16 protein-coding genes are annotated in these 15,680 nt (G+C 55.5%); 7 read left to right on the top strand and 9 right to left on the bottom strand.

What is annotated here, in order from left to right:
• Window positions 1-50: 50 nt before the first annotated feature.
• The 5 genes from ACR0IO_RS18415 to ACR0IO_RS18395 are packed head-to-tail and all read right to left on the bottom strand — an operon-like array spanning window position 51 to window position 4,257.
• Window positions 51-593, bottom strand: coding sequence for a DUF3833 domain-containing protein (locus ACR0IO_RS18415; protein ID WP_480743464.1), 543 nt, complete (start codon window positions 591-593; stop codon window positions 51-53).
• The gene (locus ACR0IO_RS18410; protein ID WP_480743462.1) at window positions 590-1,207 is read right to left on the bottom strand and encodes a DUF3833 domain-containing protein; all 618 of its coding nucleotides are present in this window, start codon (window positions 1,205-1,207) and stop codon (window positions 590-592) included. The genes ACR0IO_RS18415 and ACR0IO_RS18410 overlap by 4 nt, the downstream gene beginning before the upstream one ends.
• On the bottom strand, window positions 1,204-2,427 hold the full coding sequence (locus ACR0IO_RS18405) for an MFS transporter (RefSeq protein ID WP_480743459.1): 1,224 nt from the start codon (window positions 2,425-2,427) through the stop codon (window positions 1,204-1,206). The genes ACR0IO_RS18410 and ACR0IO_RS18405 overlap by 4 nt, the downstream gene beginning before the upstream one ends.
• A complete protein-coding gene (locus tag ACR0IO_RS18400) occupies window positions 2,427-2,972 on the bottom strand; it encodes a hypothetical protein (RefSeq protein ID WP_480743457.1) in 546 nt (181 codons plus the stop codon). The genes ACR0IO_RS18405 and ACR0IO_RS18400 overlap by 1 nt, the downstream gene beginning before the upstream one ends.
• Window positions 2,923-4,257: an NAD(P)/FAD-dependent oxidoreductase gene (locus tag ACR0IO_RS18395; RefSeq protein ID WP_480743455.1), complete on the bottom strand. Its 1,335-nt coding sequence runs from the start codon at window positions 4,255-4,257 to the stop codon at window positions 2,923-2,925. Before ACR0IO_RS18395 ends, ACR0IO_RS18400 begins: the two co-directional genes overlap by 50 nt.
• A gap of 229 nt (window positions 4,258-4,486) precedes the next feature.
• On the opposite strand from ACR0IO_RS18395, the gene ACR0IO_RS18390 reads away from it, so the two are divergent.
• A complete protein-coding gene (locus ACR0IO_RS18390; protein WP_480743453.1) occupies window positions 4,487-5,212 on the top strand; it encodes an SDR family NAD(P)-dependent oxidoreductase in 726 nt (241 codons plus the stop codon).
• Between the two features lie 39 nt (window positions 5,213-5,251).
• Here the strand turns inward: ACR0IO_RS18390 and ACR0IO_RS18385 are convergent, their stop codons facing one another.
• On the bottom strand, window positions 5,252-5,539 hold the full coding sequence (locus tag ACR0IO_RS18385) for an I78 family peptidase inhibitor (RefSeq protein ID WP_155146808.1): 288 nt from the start codon (window positions 5,537-5,539) through the stop codon (window positions 5,252-5,254).
• A gap of 130 nt (window positions 5,540-5,669) precedes the next feature.
• Between ACR0IO_RS18385 and ACR0IO_RS18380 the strand changes: the two genes are divergently transcribed.
• The 3 genes from ACR0IO_RS18380 (at window position 5,670) to amaB (ending at window position 9,657) form a co-directional block, all read left to right on the top strand.
• The gene (locus tag ACR0IO_RS18380; RefSeq protein WP_170336559.1) at window positions 5,670-6,782 is read left to right on the top strand and encodes an S-(hydroxymethyl)glutathione dehydrogenase/class III alcohol dehydrogenase; all 1,113 of its coding nucleotides are present in this window, start codon (window positions 5,670-5,672) and stop codon (window positions 6,780-6,782) included.
• A 253-nt stretch (window positions 6,783-7,035) separates the two neighbouring features.
• Window positions 7,036-8,142: a saccharopine dehydrogenase family protein gene (locus ACR0IO_RS18375; RefSeq protein ID WP_480743451.1), complete on the top strand. Its 1,107-nt coding sequence runs from the start codon at window positions 7,036-7,038 to the stop codon at window positions 8,140-8,142.
• An 18-nt stretch (window positions 8,143-8,160) separates the two neighbouring features.
• Window positions 8,161-9,657, top strand: coding sequence for an L-piperidine-6-carboxylate dehydrogenase (amaB, locus tag ACR0IO_RS18370; RefSeq protein ID WP_480743528.1), 1,497 nt, complete (start codon window positions 8,161-8,163; stop codon window positions 9,655-9,657).
• Window positions 9,658-9,704: 47 nt separating this feature from the next.
• Here the strand turns inward: amaB and ACR0IO_RS18365 are convergent, their stop codons facing one another.
• Window positions 9,705-11,282 (bottom strand): DUF5928 domain-containing protein, encoded by a 1,578-nt coding sequence (locus ACR0IO_RS18365; RefSeq protein WP_480743448.1) that lies wholly within the window; start codon window positions 11,280-11,282, stop codon window positions 9,705-9,707.
• A gap of 143 nt (window positions 11,283-11,425) precedes the next feature.
• Here ACR0IO_RS18365 and ACR0IO_RS18360 point away from each other — a divergent pair, with 143 nt between their 5' ends.
• The gene (locus ACR0IO_RS18360; protein WP_155146799.1) at window positions 11,426-12,244 is read left to right on the top strand and encodes a sulfotransferase family protein; all 819 of its coding nucleotides are present in this window, start codon (window positions 11,426-11,428) and stop codon (window positions 12,242-12,244) included.
• Window position 12,245: 1 nt separating this feature from the next.
• Here ACR0IO_RS18360 and ACR0IO_RS18355 read toward each other — a convergent pair whose 3' ends face one another.
• Window positions 12,246-12,692, bottom strand: a complete 447-nt coding sequence (locus ACR0IO_RS18355; protein ID WP_480743446.1) for an NUDIX hydrolase — start codon at window positions 12,690-12,692, stop codon at window positions 12,246-12,248.
• A 115-nt stretch (window positions 12,693-12,807) separates the two neighbouring features.
• Window positions 12,808-14,640: a dihydroxy-acid dehydratase gene (gene ilvD, locus ACR0IO_RS18350; protein WP_170565237.1), complete on the bottom strand. Its 1,833-nt coding sequence runs from the start codon at window positions 14,638-14,640 to the stop codon at window positions 12,808-12,810.
• A gap of 106 nt (window positions 14,641-14,746) precedes the next feature.
• On the opposite strand from ilvD, the gene ACR0IO_RS18345 reads away from it, so the two are divergent.
• Window positions 14,747-15,310, top strand: a complete 564-nt coding sequence (locus ACR0IO_RS18345; RefSeq protein WP_155146794.1) for a helix-turn-helix domain-containing protein — start codon at window positions 14,747-14,749, stop codon at window positions 15,308-15,310.
• A 35-nt stretch (window positions 15,311-15,345) separates the two neighbouring features.
• Window positions 15,346-15,615 (top strand): CBU_0592 family membrane protein, encoded by a 270-nt coding sequence (locus ACR0IO_RS18340; RefSeq protein WP_170336569.1) that lies wholly within the window; start codon window positions 15,346-15,348, stop codon window positions 15,613-15,615.
• Window positions 15,616-15,680 lie beyond the last annotated feature (65 nt).

Raw genomic sequence — 15,680 nt, 5'->3', positions numbered from 1 at the left:
CTTTGGCAGCGCCCAATATAGGGCCAACATGCCGCTCCCAACACGTGGTTCTATTTCTTCTCGAAAAACAAAATCACCTCACCAAGACGAATACCGAAGCGTGAGACGTAGGCGCGGTTGAGTAGTCTGTCGTCTTCCAATAGCCACATCCAATCGTCAAAATTAACGCGCATCGTGCCATCTTTGACAGGCAAATCTATCTTGTACTTCCAGTTAAAGGTATCACCCCGTTCGACCCCGCTGGCGGTTCCCAGAACACCCGGTGCGGTCCCGGTCCACGTGTCGTCGCCAGTTTTTTTCAGCGTCCAGACCCGCTGCTCGGTTGCGCCGTCATCATAGATGAAATCCTCTACCAGAGTCAGCGTCTCACCATCCCAGGTACCGTCGATATCGACCGTGAACCGGCGCGGGACATTACCCAGAGCGTCCTGGAACTGGCCATAGGCCACAGTTTTACCCTCAAAGAACTCCTCAAGATTCAGCTGACGGTCCGATAGAAATGTCTTTGGAACGCGTGGTTTGGCTGAACAGGCGGCGAGTATTGCCAACCCTGCAAGGGCGACGATTGCTACAAAGGTACGGCGGGCGATCATTGCAACGGCCTCAGTTCAGAGTCTGTATCATGACCATTGGCGCCATGCAGATGGGCCGATTTTATCTCGGGCGACGGGCGCATCGTGGCAACCAACTCGGCCACCTTGATGCCGAATTTCCGCATTTCAGAGCGATTCATGATCGCACCGTTCTCGGTCAGGTACATCCAGTCGGTCACATCTAGCGTATGCCCACCGGCGTCCTTGGGCAGGACGATCCGATAGGTCAGTTTGACGGTTGCGCCGGAGATCACGCCTTTGCCCTCGCCTACGATGTCATCGGCCGTTGCGGTGAACGTATTACCGGTGCCCAGCGTCAGGTACCATTTTCGGGTCATCTGTTTGCCGTTGGAATAGGTGAAATACTCGGACAATGTCCCGGTATTACCCTCCCATTCGCCCACCATGCGCGCGACGAAGCTGTTCGACATCTTACCATTGGGACCATAGATCAGACCCTCTGACAGGATTTCTCCGTTTAGCTGTTCCTTAAGTGAAAACTGGGGGCCTGTGTTTTCGTAGTCGGCAGGTGCCTGAGCGCGAAAACTGAGAAATCTGCCCTTTGCTACGATCAGGGCGAGGGTGGCGAACAGGATGATTGCGATGAGTTTCATTTGGCTGATACCTCTGACGGCAGCGTCAAAACCATCCCGAACGCGCCGAGTTTGAGAATGCAGGGAAGGACAGCATAGGCAAAGTTGAGTGTTTCCAATGCCTGCGCCGAGTTAGGTTGCCCCGGGAAAAAACCGCTGCGTTCAAGCAGTGGCAGTGTGAAAAAGGCGGCCAATGCGAGGCCTAGTTTGCCTGCGAATGACCAGATGCCGAATGCGGCTGATGCGTTTAGTCCCGCGCGGGTCAGTACGACCGAGAACATGGCGGGCAAAACGACCATATCGGCCCCAAGTGCCGCACCGGATGCGATGCAGATGACGGCGAAACCGGACAGGTTGCCCGCCGACAGAGTCGCTGCGCCAATGAACCCGGCGATCGAAAGCGGCATTGCAATAATCAGTGTCTGTTTCGGGCCAATCCGGTTGCTCATGCGGGCCCACAGAGGAACGCTTGCTCCTGCGCTCAGAAAGAAAAGGATCAGCAAAGGGCCAGCCTTGCCCGGCAGCTGCAGCCGATCTTCTACAAAAAACAGAAACAAGGTTGAGGTGATCGCAACCGGTAGGCTGTTGACCAGCGCAAGGGCAAGGAGCCTGAGCCCGCCAGATTTGCCAAGGCCCGCGAAAGACAGCCCCTCTCCGGTGATCGGTGGACGCCGCCAGATTGGAAAAGTCAGTACGATTGTGATGACTGACAGCACGCCCAAGAACAGACCAAACGCAGGGTAACCCTGTGCACTGGCGCCCAAAGTCACGAACAGGGCAGGTGCACTGGCCGCAAGAATAACTCCGGTCAACTGACCACCTTCGCGGTAGGCGGCGAGTGTCATCAGCTCTTTGGGATCCGGGCGTTTCGCCAGAGTGGCGCTGCGTCCATAAAGCAGGATGGTGCCAAGGCTGTAGGCCGAAAAGAGTAGAACGAGAATGGCAATCAGCGTGCCGAGACCGGCGCCGTCAGTGAGCATGAAAAGCAGTGGAAAGCCGACGGCTAACCCGATCGCGGCAGCAGCGGCAAACAGAGTTTGTGCATCTGGCCATCGGTCAATTGCCCAGCCGATCAAAGGGTCCTGAACCAGATCAACCAGCCGGATAATCAAAAGGACTGTTCCGATAACACCCAGGCCGATACCCAAGTTTACCGCTGCAAATCGTGGCAGGTGGATGTAAAGCGGGATGCCAGCCGCAGCGAGCATCAGAGCATACAAGCTGACCCTGGGATACAGCATCACTGTCCCTTGAGCTGGCTGGTAAACGATGCAGATCGGGTGTTTGAGCCCAGAAAGATCGACATAAATCCGCGTTTGGCACCCGAATAGGACAATGTGCAGGTCTTGCGCCCATTCCGCCAGAACCCAATGGCATTGGGCCCTTGCGAGATCGCCAGATAGGTATCGCCTTTACTGACCGCTTGAAAACACTGCTCCAACTGAGCGCGCGTGGGCGCGTTGTTACCCTGGCGCGCAATCTCTTCCAGTGTGGAATTAACCAGTGCTTTCTGGGTCAGGTTTTTCCGGTAGGTCAATTCCAGCCCAAAGTCTTCATTCCAACTGAAGGGCGCACCGCCGGGTGTGTATAGCTTTGCATCATACAGGGGCAGCCCGAGAAATCGGAACGTGCCGCTGCCAAGCAGCTGCGCATTGTTCAGTTCCTTTGATACGACCGAAGCTGCCAGACCCGACGGTACCAGCAGCGCAATCACCAGAAGCGTTGCGCGAATGCTATCAAAGATCAGCCGCAACGGGTATGGCCGGGTCTCTTTCAAGAATGCCATTTTCAGCTCCGATGGTCTGCGGGATACCTTCGATGCGCTCAACAACATGCATGGCGCTGGCGATCCCGTCTTCGTGAAAACCGTGCCGGTTATACGCCCCGGCAAACCAGGTCCTGTTTTGTCCCTGCATTTCGCGGATCTTGCCTTGTGCCCTCAGGGCAGCTTTGTCGAACACAGGGTGGGCGAATTCGACCTCGTCATAAATCTTGTCTTCATGGATTTCTGACGAAGCGTTCAGGGTCACAAACAGCGGATCGCTGTCGGGGATGTTCTGAAGGCGGTTCATCCAATAGGTGACACCCACATTTCCTGCCTGCGAGCGATAGGTCCAACTGGACCAGCAAGCTCGCCGGCGCGGCATCTGGCTTGGATCGCAGTGCAGAACTGCCTTGTTGGGTTGATAGCGAATGGCACCCAGCGCGTCTGCTTCATCCCGAGTCGCGTTGTCTCCAAGTATGGCCAGCGACTGATCTGAATGTGTAGCCAGGATGATCTCATCAAACAAATCTGCCTGCCCATGGCTGTGCACACTCACACCCAGGGAATCCCTTTGGATGCCCTCAACCGGGGTGGCCACGCGGATATCGCAGCCACGGGCGCGCAAGGCGGTTTCAATTCGGCGAACATATTCGATACTGCCGCCTTTAACGGTCCACCATTGGTGCTGTTTGGCACGGCCACTGGCGAGCAATGCGTGATTTCGGAAAAACTGAACTAATGAGCGTGCGGGGAAGCGGTCAACGAATTCGACAGGCGTAGACCAGATCGCACCGCACATGGGCATCAGGTAGTTGTGCCTGAACCAGTGGCCCAACCGCAGTTGATCAACAAGCTCACCGATTGTGGTGTCATCATCCTGTGCGGCAGCGGGGGCCTCTTTGCTGAAACGCAGGATGTCGGCGATCATTTTATAGTAGGCGGGCCGGGCAAGATTACGTTTTTGGGCCGTCAGGGTACGGAGATTGTTCAGCCCGTACTCGATGCGACCGTTATCGATCGTGGCACCAAAGCTCATTTCGCTTTTGGTGACCGGGACATTCAGTTCTTCGAACAGACGGGTCAGATAAGGGTAGGTCGCGTAGTTGAACACGATGAATCCGGTGTCGACGGGCTGATCTCCGTTTCGTCCAGCAAGCACGGTGCGGGCGTGACCGCCCAGTCGGGGCTCAGCCTCGTACAGTGTTACATCATGAGATTTGGATAGATAATAGGCTGCGGATAGACCTGAAATGCCTGCACCAACAATCGCGATCTTTTTGCGTACGCCCCGAGTTTCGTCGAACATGTCATCCTCTTTGTGTGACATTTTACAAAGGGATACGCTGGGTGATCGTTTGCGGATCATTCATGTTAGAAAAATAATTTAGACGCGCTAAATCATGTCTCTGGGCTATGAGCGGCCGATTTGGTGTGATCCGACGGTATCGCGGGTTCGTATTCTCTCTAAAATGACCGGAATGGCGTCCACTTCCCTCAAGGGCCACGCGTTTTCGTGCGAATAGAAAGACCCGATCATGAGTAAGTTCGAAGGTAAAACCTATTGGATCATCGGCGCGAGCGAAGGATTGGGTCTTGCTCTGGCCAAGGCGCTGAGCCGTCAGGGTGCACGCCTGATACTGTCAGCGCGCAATGCCGATCGTCTGTCCGAGATTTGCGATACGCTGTCCGACGCGCGTGCTGCGCCAGTTGATGTAACCGACCTGAATGCAGTTCGGGATGCAGTTTCTGAGGCCGGGGATATCGATGGTCTGGTCTATAACGCCGGAGCTTATGAGCCTATGACAGCGGCGGACTGGGATACCGAAGCCGCGCTGGCAATGAGCGACGTCAACTTCACCGGGGCACTCAGGGTATTGGGCGAGACCGTGCCCGGTTTTGTCCGCGCTGCACGCGGAGATATCACACTGATCGGATCGCTTGCGGGGTATCACGGGTTACCAGCTGCGATTGGATATGGTTCCAGCAAGGCTGCGCTGATTTCTCTGGCAGAAACGATGCGGCACGATTTGGCAGGCACCGGCGTTACGGTTCGGATCGTCAATCCTGGCTTCATCAAGACGCGGCTGACCGAAAAGAACAACTTCAAGATGCCGATGCTGATGACGCCCGAAGACGCTGCCGATCGGGTTCTGCGCGCCATGTCCCGGCGTCGTTTTCGTACCGATTTCCCTGCTCCGTTTTCCTGGGCCATCAGGTTTTTGGACTATGTGCCGGACTTTCTGGTTTACCGTGGAAAATAGACCAATGTTGCGGGTGAAAGTCGGGAAACACAGCCAAATCTACCCACAGGTCAGCCGCTGAATTACCCCTGCGCCGTTTACGTAAACGTTCAGCCGATCAATGCGATAATCCTGCGTTGCGATGTCATCAGGCCCCAATACACGTGATCTTTCAGGCAAACTGGCCTGAATCGTTGACACCGGCTGGCCCACAGAATCGGCAAAGGGCTCACCCTTGCAGAACGCCAGATCAACGGCTGCAGCCTCGGATGTAGAAGCGCTTTCCTCAGTCACAGTTGTTTCCGCACAGGCGGCCAGAACGAACAGGATCGGGATAAAACGGTGCATTGGCGCTCCTTTTTCTGGCAATGTCGTTTCTGTAATATCAATTATTTAGCTAACCTGTCACGAAAGCGCAGTTGAAAACACCCTGTATTTGACGCAGGGTCGGGTCAAATTTGACAGGGAGAATAGCAACATGCGTACCCGTGCAGCGGTTGCCCTTCAGGCGGGCAAACCTTTGGAAGTGATGGACGTGAACCTTGAAGGGCCCAAAGCGGGCGAGGTTCTGGTCGAGATCAAGGCCACCGGCATCTGCCACACTGATGAATTTACCCTGTCGGGTGCTGATCCCGAAGGCCTGTTCCCTGCCATTCTGGGCCACGAAGGTGCTGGCGTTGTGGTTGAAGTCGGCCCGGGTGTCACCAGCCTGAAGCCAGGCGATCACGTGATCCCGCTTTACACCCCGGAATGTCGCGAATGTGAGTACTGTCTGCACCCCAAAACCAACCTGTGTCAGGCAATCCGTTCGACTCAGGGCCAGGGTCTGATGCCCGATGGCACATCGCGCTTCTCGACGTTGGATGGTGACCCGATCCTGCACTACATGGGCTGCTCGACCTTCTCGAACCACACGGTTCTGCCCGAGATTGCGCTGGCCAAAGTGCGTGAAGACGCGCCCTTCGACAAGATCTGCTACATCGGTTGCGGTGTAACCACCGGTATTGGCGCGGTAATCAACACCGCCAAGGTGGAAATCGGCAGCCGTGCCATCGTCTTTGGTCTGGGCGGTATCGGTCTGAACGTGATTCAGGGCCTGCGTTTGGCTGGGGCCGATCAGATCGTCGGCGTTGACCTGAACCCGTCGAAAGTTGAGATGGCGACCAAGTTCGGCATGACCGATTTCGTGAACCCGAACGAAGTCGAAGGCGATTTGGTACCCTATCTGGTTGATCTGACCAAAGGCGGCGGTGACTACACCTTTGACGCCACCGGCAATGTCGGCGTGATGCGTGCGGCATTGGAATCGGCGCATAAGGGCTGGGGTGAATCGATCATCATCGGCGTGGCGCCCGCAGGGGCCGAGATTTCGACCCGTCCGTTCCAGCTGGTCACCGGCCGTTCGTGGCGCGGCACCGCCTTTGGTGGCGCGCGTGGCCGGACCGATGTGCCGAAGATCGTTGACTGGTACATGGAAGGTAAGATCGAGATCGATCCGATGATCACCCACACCATGGGTCTGGATGACATCAACAAAGGGTTTGACCTGATGCATAAAGGCGAGAGCATTCGGTCGGTGGTTGTTTACTAAGACAACGACAACCTAACTGATTCAGAGTTTTGACGGCGTGCTCAAAAGGCGCGTCGTTTTTCTTTGTGTGCACGAGGTCAGGCTATTCCTTGCTGGTTTAGTCAAACATTTCGGCGACTTACTGGCGTCGACAAAACGCAGAAATTACCGACATAATGACGAAAATACCCGCTATTTCGTCAACGCGCATGCTGTGTGCCGGACAACCTCCGCTCCATAATTCTTATTAATCAATGAATGGAGGAGGCAAATCTTGGGCTGGAATGTTTGCATTGTCGGGGCAGGGAAGATCGGTCAGATGATCGCAACCTTGCTGAAAGGCTCACCACATTATTCAGTGACAGTTGCGGATCACGATCTGAACGCACTCTCGGCATTGAACAAGCTTGGTATTGCCACAAGGCAAATAGATGCGGGTGATGAACAGGCACTGGCCAAAGGTCTTGAGGAGTTTGATGCGGTTATCTCTGCAGCGCCTTTCTTTCTGACACCCGCGATTGCCAAGGCTGCCAAGGCAGCAGGTGCACATTACTTTGATCTGACCGAAGATGTTGCGGCAACCAATGCTGTGCGTGAACTGGCAAAGGACAGCGAAACCGCATTCATGCCGCAATGCGGTCTGGCCCCGGGATTTGTAGGGATCGCCGGTTCTGCGCTTGCATCAGAGTTTGATGAAATCGACAGTCTTCATATGCGGGTCGGTGCGTTGCCGCTCTATCCGACCAATGCGCTGAAGTATAATCTGACATGGTCAACTGACGGCCTGATCAATGAATACTGCAATCCCTGCGATGCCATCGTGAACGGTAAGCTGGTCAAGACCGCACCCCTTGAGGACTATGAAATCCTTGGTCATGACGGCGTCGAGTATGAGTGCTTCAACACGTCCGGAGGCCTTGGTACCCTGCCTGAAACACTAGAAGGCAAGGCGCGAGCGGTGTCCTATCGTTCGATCCGCTACCCGGGTCATCGCGATATTCTCAAGCTATTGCTGTCAGACCTTGGCCTGGAGCGCCGTCGTGATTTGCTGAAGGAAATATTTGAGGCGGCTCTGCCACGCACCGATCAGGATGTGGTTCTTGTCTATTGCACGGCCAAGGGCATGATCGGTGGTCAGTTGCGGGAGAAATCCCTGATCAACAAGTCCTTTGCGCGTGTCATCGATGGACAAGTCTGGAGCGCAATTCAGATCACCACGGCTGCAGGTGTGCTTGGCGTCGTCGATCTGATGCGAACAGGAGCGCTGCCTTCCAAAGGCTTCATCCGACAAGAGCAAGTAAATCTGCAGGATTTCCTGAACACCGAATTCGGCCGGCTGTATCGCGCTGGCGACGTAACCGAACAACACAAGGCGGCTTGAGACATGAAAGACGTTGTCATGACAGCAGAAACCACACTCGCAAATCTGGATCTGACTTCGGCGGACCTGACCGGAGGCACGCTTACAGTAACATCCCCGATTGACGGCAGAGTTTTGGCTGAGGTTCATGAAACACCGACCTCTGAAATGGACGCGGTCTTTGCCCGGGCAAAAACAGCGTTCCGGGAATGGCGTATTGTGCCAGCCCCGCGACGGGGCGAGTTGATCCGCCTGCTGGGCGAAGAACTGCGTGCAGCCAAAGATGATCTGGGTGCATTGGTCAGCTGGGAAGCGGGCAAGATCACCTCTGAAGGTCTGGGTGAAGTGCAGGAGATGATCGACATCTGCGACTTTGCCGTTGGCCTGTCGCGCCAGCTCTATGGTCTGACCATCGCATCCGAACGCCCCGGGCATCGGATGATGGAAACCTGGCATCCGGCCGGTCCTGTGGGCGTGATCTCGGCCTTCAATTTCCCGGTCGCAGTATGGTCATGGAACGCAGCGCTGGCCTTGGTGTGTGGCGATCCGGTAGTCTGGAAGCCATCCGAAAAGACCCCACTTACCGCGATGGCGTGTCAGAAGATATTTGAACGCGCACTGGCCCGGTTTGGTGATGCACCTGAAGGCCTGTTGCAAACACTGATCGGTGGTGCCGATCTTGGGGAGGCTTTGGTGGCCAGCGAAGATGTACCTGTCATCTCTGCCACGGGTTCAACCCGCATGGGGCGCGCGGTTGCTCCGATCGTGGCGCAGCGTTTCGGAAAGTGCATTCTGGAGCTTGGCGGCAACAACGCCATGATCGTCGGCCCGTCTGCCGATCTGGAAATGGCGGTTCGTGCGATCGTGTTTTCTGCGGTTGGCACCGCCGGACAGCGTTGCACCACGCTCCGTCGTCTGATTGTACACAATTCAATCAAGGACGAACTGGTTGCGCGGTTGAAGAAAGCCTATGCCGGCCTGCCGATCGGTAATCCGCTGACGGACGGCACACTGGTTGGTCCTCTGGTGGACGAGGCATCCGGCAAGGCGATGACCGCAGCGCTGGAATCTGCAAAATCCGAGGGCGGCACGGTTTTTGGCGGCAATCGTGTAACCGAAGGCGTGCCCGCAGGTGTCTACATGGAGCCGGCCATTGTTGAGATGCCCGGTCAGACAGCGACGGTTAAGACTGAGACCTTTGCGCCGATCCTTTATGTCATGGGTTATGAGAGTTTTGAGGATGCGCTGGAGATCCAGAACGATGTTCCTCAGGGTCTATCGTCGTGCGTATTCACGCTGAACATGCGTGAGGCCGAGCAATTCCTGACGTCTGCCGGTTCGGACTGTGGTATCGCAAACGTCAATATTGGTCCATCAGGGGCTGAGATTGGCGGTGCGTTCGGCGGTGAAAAGGAAACCGGCGGCGGTCGTGAAAGCGGCTCGGATGCGTGGAAGGCGTATATGCGCCGTCAAACCAACACGGTGAACTATTCGGCCGAATTGCCGCTGGCCCAAGGCGTCAAGTTTGACATCTGAACAATTATCCGGCGGCGCTTATCTGCGCCGCCGGATTTTTTGGGAATTCAATCCACAAACAGGTAATCAAGCCGCATGACGGCCTGAGCTTTTTCTTCTGATATATCCAGAAATTCAGCGATTGTGGCTTCGTTCTCAGTACGATCCGCTGTTTCCCGAATGCGCAGGTACTGTTCGGTACCGGCATTACGGATTTGTTCGGATTCGTAGGCCATATCGTTGCGTATAGTCGGCAATAGCCGCTCAACCGTTTCGGCTGGTGTGCTCTCTCCAGCCAGCCCGACGCGACGCGCATGTCCAACCAGATACTCGTCGGAATATTCGCACTCGATCTCCAACACGTGGGTTTTGGACTGGTCCGCGCAGAAATCCTGAACGATGTCTGCGTTCGAGGGATCAACACACACCACCAATTGGTCTGTCTCAAAGTGATCGAACAACATTTGAATTACAGCGCGCCTGTGCCGTGATCGCTTGGGCAACGTGGTTTCGATACCCCCCAGATCGGGCAGCGGTGTATCCTGCTCATTGAACAGATACTCGACACATGGAATATCCGTCTCGGATGCAATCTGATCAACCAGACGCTTGGCCACGTGCCATTTCTTGCAGACAATCAGAAACAGTTCACGCTCGGCCCCCAATGTGTTCCCGGTTTCCCAGAACCGTTGCCCGAACCTACGACCAACACGCCCACGTCCGGCAAGAAAGCTGTAAAGGTTACGACCTTCGTCCGAGATCTGAAAATCGACCCCTTCACTTGAGTATAGCTGGCCCAGCTTTTCTTTCAGATCATGAGCCTCGGGGCTGATCTTGCGCGCGAACAGGTAATCCTGTCCCAGCAGCATATCGTAGTGATCGTTGTAGAACGTCACGGGCATTCCGTAGTCCGAGAACATCAGGAATGTCAGTGTGCGATTGTCGATCTCATGCTTTGGGATCAGATGTCGGACAAGAGTTTGAAAAAAGGTCTCATCCGGTATCCAGGTGGTCGAGAAGAACTTGATGACATCACGGCGTTGACGCAGGAAATCAAGGATCATTTCAACGGTGCGCCTGCGCAGACACCACCATTGGCTGCCGATCATGACCTGAATGTCATGTGGAATATCCCGCGTCAGGCCAAAGCGCTTTTGCAATTCGAACGAGGCATAGAACCGCCCGCTCTGCGTGCGCTCATTGAAGTAGTGTCTGTAGATTAGCCGGTCTTCTTTCATACCGGTTTTGATCCAGTCGCTTTCGAAGAAATCGTGACTTTCGATGAAATCCCTGTCGTTTTGATCAAGAAAACGGTGGGCATACTCGGCTGTCTTGATCGCCATGCAGTCGCCCGACAGCATGTAGAAATGCGTCGCGCGAGGGAAAGCATCGACCGCGGCCTGCAAAGCATACAAGGTCGCCTGGACCAGTGACCATTCCCCCCAACCGCATTTGATGCGCCGGGTCGCGAAGGTCACGTTTGGATTGTCCTTCAGGGCGGTGCGGATGCGGTCGTAATCAGTATCAAATGAACGCGCATCGAAGTGGATGGCCATGCAATCGCCAGCTGCGGTCAGCTGCTCAGCCTGCGAGATGATCGCATCAGGGTCTTTGTGACACAGCAAAATGTAGGCAATCTTTGCCATAAGTCGAACGTAATTCCTGTTTCTGCCCGTTTCCAACCGTGATACTGAGGATGAGCGATTGAATAAACAGAATAATTTTGCTTGTTTGGGGCCAAACGCTGACGCGTCAGCTTGAGACCCGGACAGCTCAGGAGGCATTGCAGATGGGTTTTCCCGGTACATGGATGACCGAGAGTGAGAGCATGGTCTACCGTGTTGTGCCTAAATGCGCCTGCTCAACCATCGGCCAGATCATGTATTACTCTGATCATGGTCAGTTTTTTGACGGTGATATCCATGACGCTAAGGATGGGATGCACAAATGGGCGTTCGACTCCAGTCAGGATTCGATTTCCAGCAACGTGCGATCTCATACCTCATATGCTTTCACCTGTGTCCGCAATCCCTATACCCGCATTCTGAGTTCGTTTTTTGACAAGATCTGCGGCATTCAGCGTAACGGTAAGCGGTATCGCGGGAATCTGGTTCCAACGCTGATCTACAACTACGGGATCGAAGTCGGCGGAGACGACGGTAAAGGCGAATTCGATCAGATCGCCAGCTTTCGCCGTTTTTTGCTGTTTGCACGTGATACCATCCGCTGGCGTCGTCCGATGGACCCGGACATTCACTGGTCAGCCATGTCCGGGCACGTATCGACTTTCATCGTGAATGGCGGGCGGTATGACCGAATTTTCTGGACCGAGAAATTCAACGATGGGATGCAGGACGTGCTCAGCCATGTCGAAACACCCAACGCCGTGACCTTGTCGGAAATTCCGCGCTTTAACGAATCCGAAGGTCATGGGCCAAAACGTGCACACCCGGTCGAAGACTATTTTGACGACCTGTCGATGCACCTGGTCTACGAAATCTACAAACATGATTTCGAGCTGTTCAAATACGATTTCGAAAACCCTGCCAACAAGATGCCGATTGGCGAGATTGATCTGGATGAGGTTCACGCCAAACTTGGCGACTGAGTTAACGGAGCAGATGATCTTTCAGACCGGTGGGGTAAAGCTCCGGACCGCCGATATCCAAGGTATCCAGACTGAACCAGCCTGCCGTCCAGCTCTGACCATCGTCTTCCGCGAATGAAATCGGCGCGTCGGGCAAATTCAAAAGTTCCGGGCACTGGATCTCGGCCACAAAGATAATCTCATGCCCCTGATGACCTTCGTGCTGGTAGAGATTCTCGATCACCAGTGGTTGTCCACTGACCTCTATCGCCACATTAAGCTCTTCCCTGAACTCACGTTTCAGTGCGTCGTGCCATGTTTCGCCGAATTCGACCGATCCACCTAAAGGACGCACGCCCTTGATGCGGCCGGTGTCGTCCGGAACTTCGGCAGCGAGGAGCCTGTCCTCCCGCCAATGCAAGCCTATGGCTTTGACGCGGATACCGTTATGCGGGCGCCAGAATGTCATGGTTTTCACCGAGCTTTCTGTGGATATCATTGAATGCAAAAAAGAAAGGCCTCGCTATTCTTGTTAGCGAGGCCTTTCAAGCTATTGCAGTTTAGATAGTTTGGGAACCGCTTCGTTACACTTGACGCACAGCACCTTTCGCAGCGCTTGTTGTCAGCTTGGCGTAAGCTTTGAGCGCGGTGGACACTTTGCGCTTGCGCGGTTCAGCGGGCACCCAGCCCTTTTCATCCTGCTCTTCGCGTCGCGCGGCCAGTTCTTCGTCTGACACGGCCAGATGGATTGTGCGGTTTGGAATGTCGATCTCGATCTTGTCGCCGTTCTTGACCAGTCCGATCTCACCACCTTCTGCCGCTTCGGGCGAAACGTGACCAATCGAAAGGCCCGATGTACCACCCGAGAAGCGACCATCGGTCAACAACGCGCAGGCTTTGCCCAGACCTTTGGATTTCAGGTACGAGGTCGGATACAGCATTTCCTGCATGCCCGGGCCGCCACGCGGACCTTCATAGCGGATCACCACCACGTCACCTTCTTTGACCTTGCCCGTCAGGATGTCGTTAACCGCCTGATCCTGGCTTTCGCAGACATAGGCCGAGCCGGTGAACTGCAGGATATTTGCATCCACACCCGCAGTTTTCACGATGCAGCCGTCGCGCGCGATGTTGCCGAACAGAACCGCCAAACCGCCGTCTTGGCTGAACGCGTGCTCCTTGGACCGGATCACGCCGCCTTCGCGGTCGGTGTCCAGTTCCTTGTAGCGGTTCGACTGGCTGAAGGCCTGTGTCGTGCGCACGCCACCCGGCGCGGCCTTGAACAGGTCCTGCGCCGCCGGGTTGTTAGCAATCTTGATGTCCCAATTGGCAATCGCCTCACCCATCGTGGCCGAATGCACGGTGCTGCAATGTTCATGCAGCAGTCCGGCGCGGCTAAGCTCGCCGAGGATCGAGAAGATACCACCGGCGCGGTGCACGTCCTCCATGTGAACGTTCTCGGTATTGGGTGCGACCTTACACAGGCATGGCACCTTGCGGCTGAGGCGATCCATGTCGGACATAGTGAAATGCACCTCACCCTCATGTGCGATGGCCAGCAGGTGCAGAACCGTATTGGTCGATCCGCCCATGGCGATATCAAGGCTCATCGCGTTCTCAAACGCGTCGAACGTGGCGATTTCGCGGGGAAGGAAGCCTTTTTCATCTAGATCGTAGTGCCGTTTGGTGATCTCGACGATCCGACGCCCGGCTTCAAGGAACAGGTTCTTGCGGTCAGCATGCGTGGCCAGGGTCGAGCCGTTGCCCGGCAGCGCCAGACCCAGAGCTTCGGCCAGACAGTTCATCGAGTTTGCGGTGAACATGCCCGAGCAAGAACCACAGGTCGGGCAGGCGTTTTCTTCGATGTGCTGGACCTGCTCATCGGTGTAGTTTTCGTTGGCCGCCGCAACCATCGCATCTACGAGGTCGATCTTCTTGACGTCCAGATCGGCGATGTCGATCTTGCCGGCTTCCATAGGACCGCCCGAGACGAAGATTGCGGGGATGTTCAGGCGCATGGCGGCCATCAGCATGCCGGGGGTGATCTTGTCACAGTTCGAGATACACACCATCGCATCGGCGCAGTGTGCGTTGACCATGTATTCAACCGAATCCGCGATGACCTCACGCGAGGGCAGCGAATACAGCATCCCGTCATGACCCATGGCGATACCGTCATCCACCGCGATGGTGTTGAATTCTTTTGCAACGCCGCCTGCGGCCTCAACCTCGCGCGCGACCATCTGGCCCAGATCCTTCAGGTGCACGTGGCCGGGCACAAACTGGGTGAACGAGTTGACGATGGCGATGATCGGTTTGCCGAAATCGTCATCCTGCATACCGGTGGCGCGCCACAGGCCACGGGCACCGGCCATGTTGCGGCCATGGGTTGAGGTTCTGGATCGGTACATTGGCATGATGCTGTTTCCCTTTTGCCCCGGTTGCGATATTCGGGATGCGTACGTTATAGCGCACGTACCACATGTGCGCTATAACGCACAAGAGGATTCGAGAGACGACAAGATGGCACCGGATGAAATTACGCTGAAACTAAGGGACGTGCGGGCGGCCTCGGGGCTGAGCCTGTCCAAGGTCGCTGACATGACCGGGGTCAGCAAGGCCATGTTGGGCCAGATCGAACGCGGCGAATCGAGCCCGACGATTGCGACACTTTGGAAGATCGCAAAAGGGTTCCAGATGCCGCTGAGCGCCCTGATCGGGCCTGCTGCGATGCGCGATCCGGCTGATGCCGATGTTTTCCGCACGGTAACCTTCCCGGGCAGTATCGAAGTCAAGATCGTCTTTCCCTATGATCCCGCGCTCGGGGCCGAAACCTTTCATGTCGAGCTTTCCCCAAACCAGAGCCATGAATCGGCTGCCCATGCGACGGGGGTAACCGAAGAAGTGTTTGTTCTGAACGGAACGCTGGACGTTCTGCGCGACGGTGATTGGGTTCCGCTACAGGCTGGGCAGGGGCTGCGGTTTGCCGCTGATTTGCCACACGGCTACCGGGCCGGGGCCACCGGTGCAGCCTTTCTGAACATGCACCACTATGGGCAACCGGCTACAGCAGCGCCGGTCGCCTGATCCCATAAAACATCAATTCCATCCGGAGGCAGGCGATGGCCGCTTTTCTTGACAGTCTGACTTTGGCCGACGCTGTCGGCTCATTTGGCGCCATGGTCGTTGTGGCCGCTTACTTTGCGACACAGATGCGGATGATGAATTCCGATGATCTGGCCTTTCCGATCCTCAATCTGGCCGGGTCCGTTCTGATCGTTTACTCGCTGTTGCAGAACTTCAATCTGGCTTCGATGCTTATCGAATGCTTTTGGATCGTGATCAGCATCATCGGGATAGTTCAGTTCATCAGATTGCGCCGCGCCAATTGAATGCGACATGATCTGGATTGGTAGCGCCATCCAGTCTTGAACCCGCATCAACGCGCGTATAGGGA

It is taken from the genome of Ruegeria sp. CE12, from assembly GCF_056537525.1.
Note: the sequence above shows the minus strand (reverse complement) of the source record. Positions and strands in the feature narration are given on the sequence as shown.

Bases quoted from the DNA above. Each gene is read 5' to 3' on its own strand.
- ACR0IO_RS18415 (WP_480743464.1), bottom strand. From the start codon at position 593: ATGATCGCCCGCCGTACCTTTGTAGCAATCGTCGCCCTTGCAGGGTTG.
- ACR0IO_RS18410 (WP_480743462.1), bottom strand. From the start codon at position 1,207: ATGAAACTCATCGCAATCATCCTGTTCGCCACCCTCGCCCTGATCGTA.
- ACR0IO_RS18405 (WP_480743459.1), bottom strand. From the start codon at position 2,427: ATGCTGTATCCCAGGGTCAGCTTGTATGCTCTGATGCTCGCTGCGGCT.
- ACR0IO_RS18400 (WP_480743457.1), bottom strand. From the start codon at position 2,972: ATGGCATTCTTGAAAGAGACCCGGCCATACCCGTTGCGGCTGATCTTT.
- ACR0IO_RS18395 (WP_480743455.1), bottom strand. From the start codon at position 4,257: ATGTTCGACGAAACTCGGGGCGTACGCAAAAAGATCGCGATTGTTGGT.
- ACR0IO_RS18390 (WP_480743453.1), top strand. From the start codon at position 4,487: ATGAGTAAGTTCGAAGGTAAAACCTATTGGATCATCGGCGCGAGCGAA.
- ACR0IO_RS18385 (WP_155146808.1), bottom strand. From the start codon at position 5,539: ATGCACCGTTTTATCCCGATCCTGTTCGTTCTGGCCGCCTGTGCGGAA.
- ACR0IO_RS18380 (WP_170336559.1), top strand. From the start codon at position 5,670: ATGCGTACCCGTGCAGCGGTTGCCCTTCAGGCGGGCAAACCTTTGGAA.
- amaB (WP_480743528.1), top strand. From the start codon at position 8,161: ATGACAGCAGAAACCACACTCGCAAATCTGGATCTGACTTCGGCGGAC.
- ACR0IO_RS18365 (WP_480743448.1), bottom strand. From the start codon at position 11,282: ATGGCAAAGATTGCCTACATTTTGCTGTGTCACAAAGACCCTGATGCG.
- ACR0IO_RS18360 (WP_155146799.1), top strand. From the start codon at position 11,426: ATGGGTTTTCCCGGTACATGGATGACCGAGAGTGAGAGCATGGTCTAC.
- ACR0IO_RS18355 (WP_480743446.1), bottom strand. From the start codon at position 12,692: ATGACATTCTGGCGCCCGCATAACGGTATCCGCGTCAAAGCCATAGGC.
- ilvD (WP_170565237.1), bottom strand. From the start codon at position 14,640: ATGCCAATGTACCGATCCAGAACCTCAACCCATGGCCGCAACATGGCC.
- ACR0IO_RS18345 (WP_155146794.1), top strand. From the start codon at position 14,747: ATGGCACCGGATGAAATTACGCTGAAACTAAGGGACGTGCGGGCGGCC.
- ACR0IO_RS18340 (WP_170336569.1), top strand. From the start codon at position 15,346: ATGGCCGCTTTTCTTGACAGTCTGACTTTGGCCGACGCTGTCGGCTCA.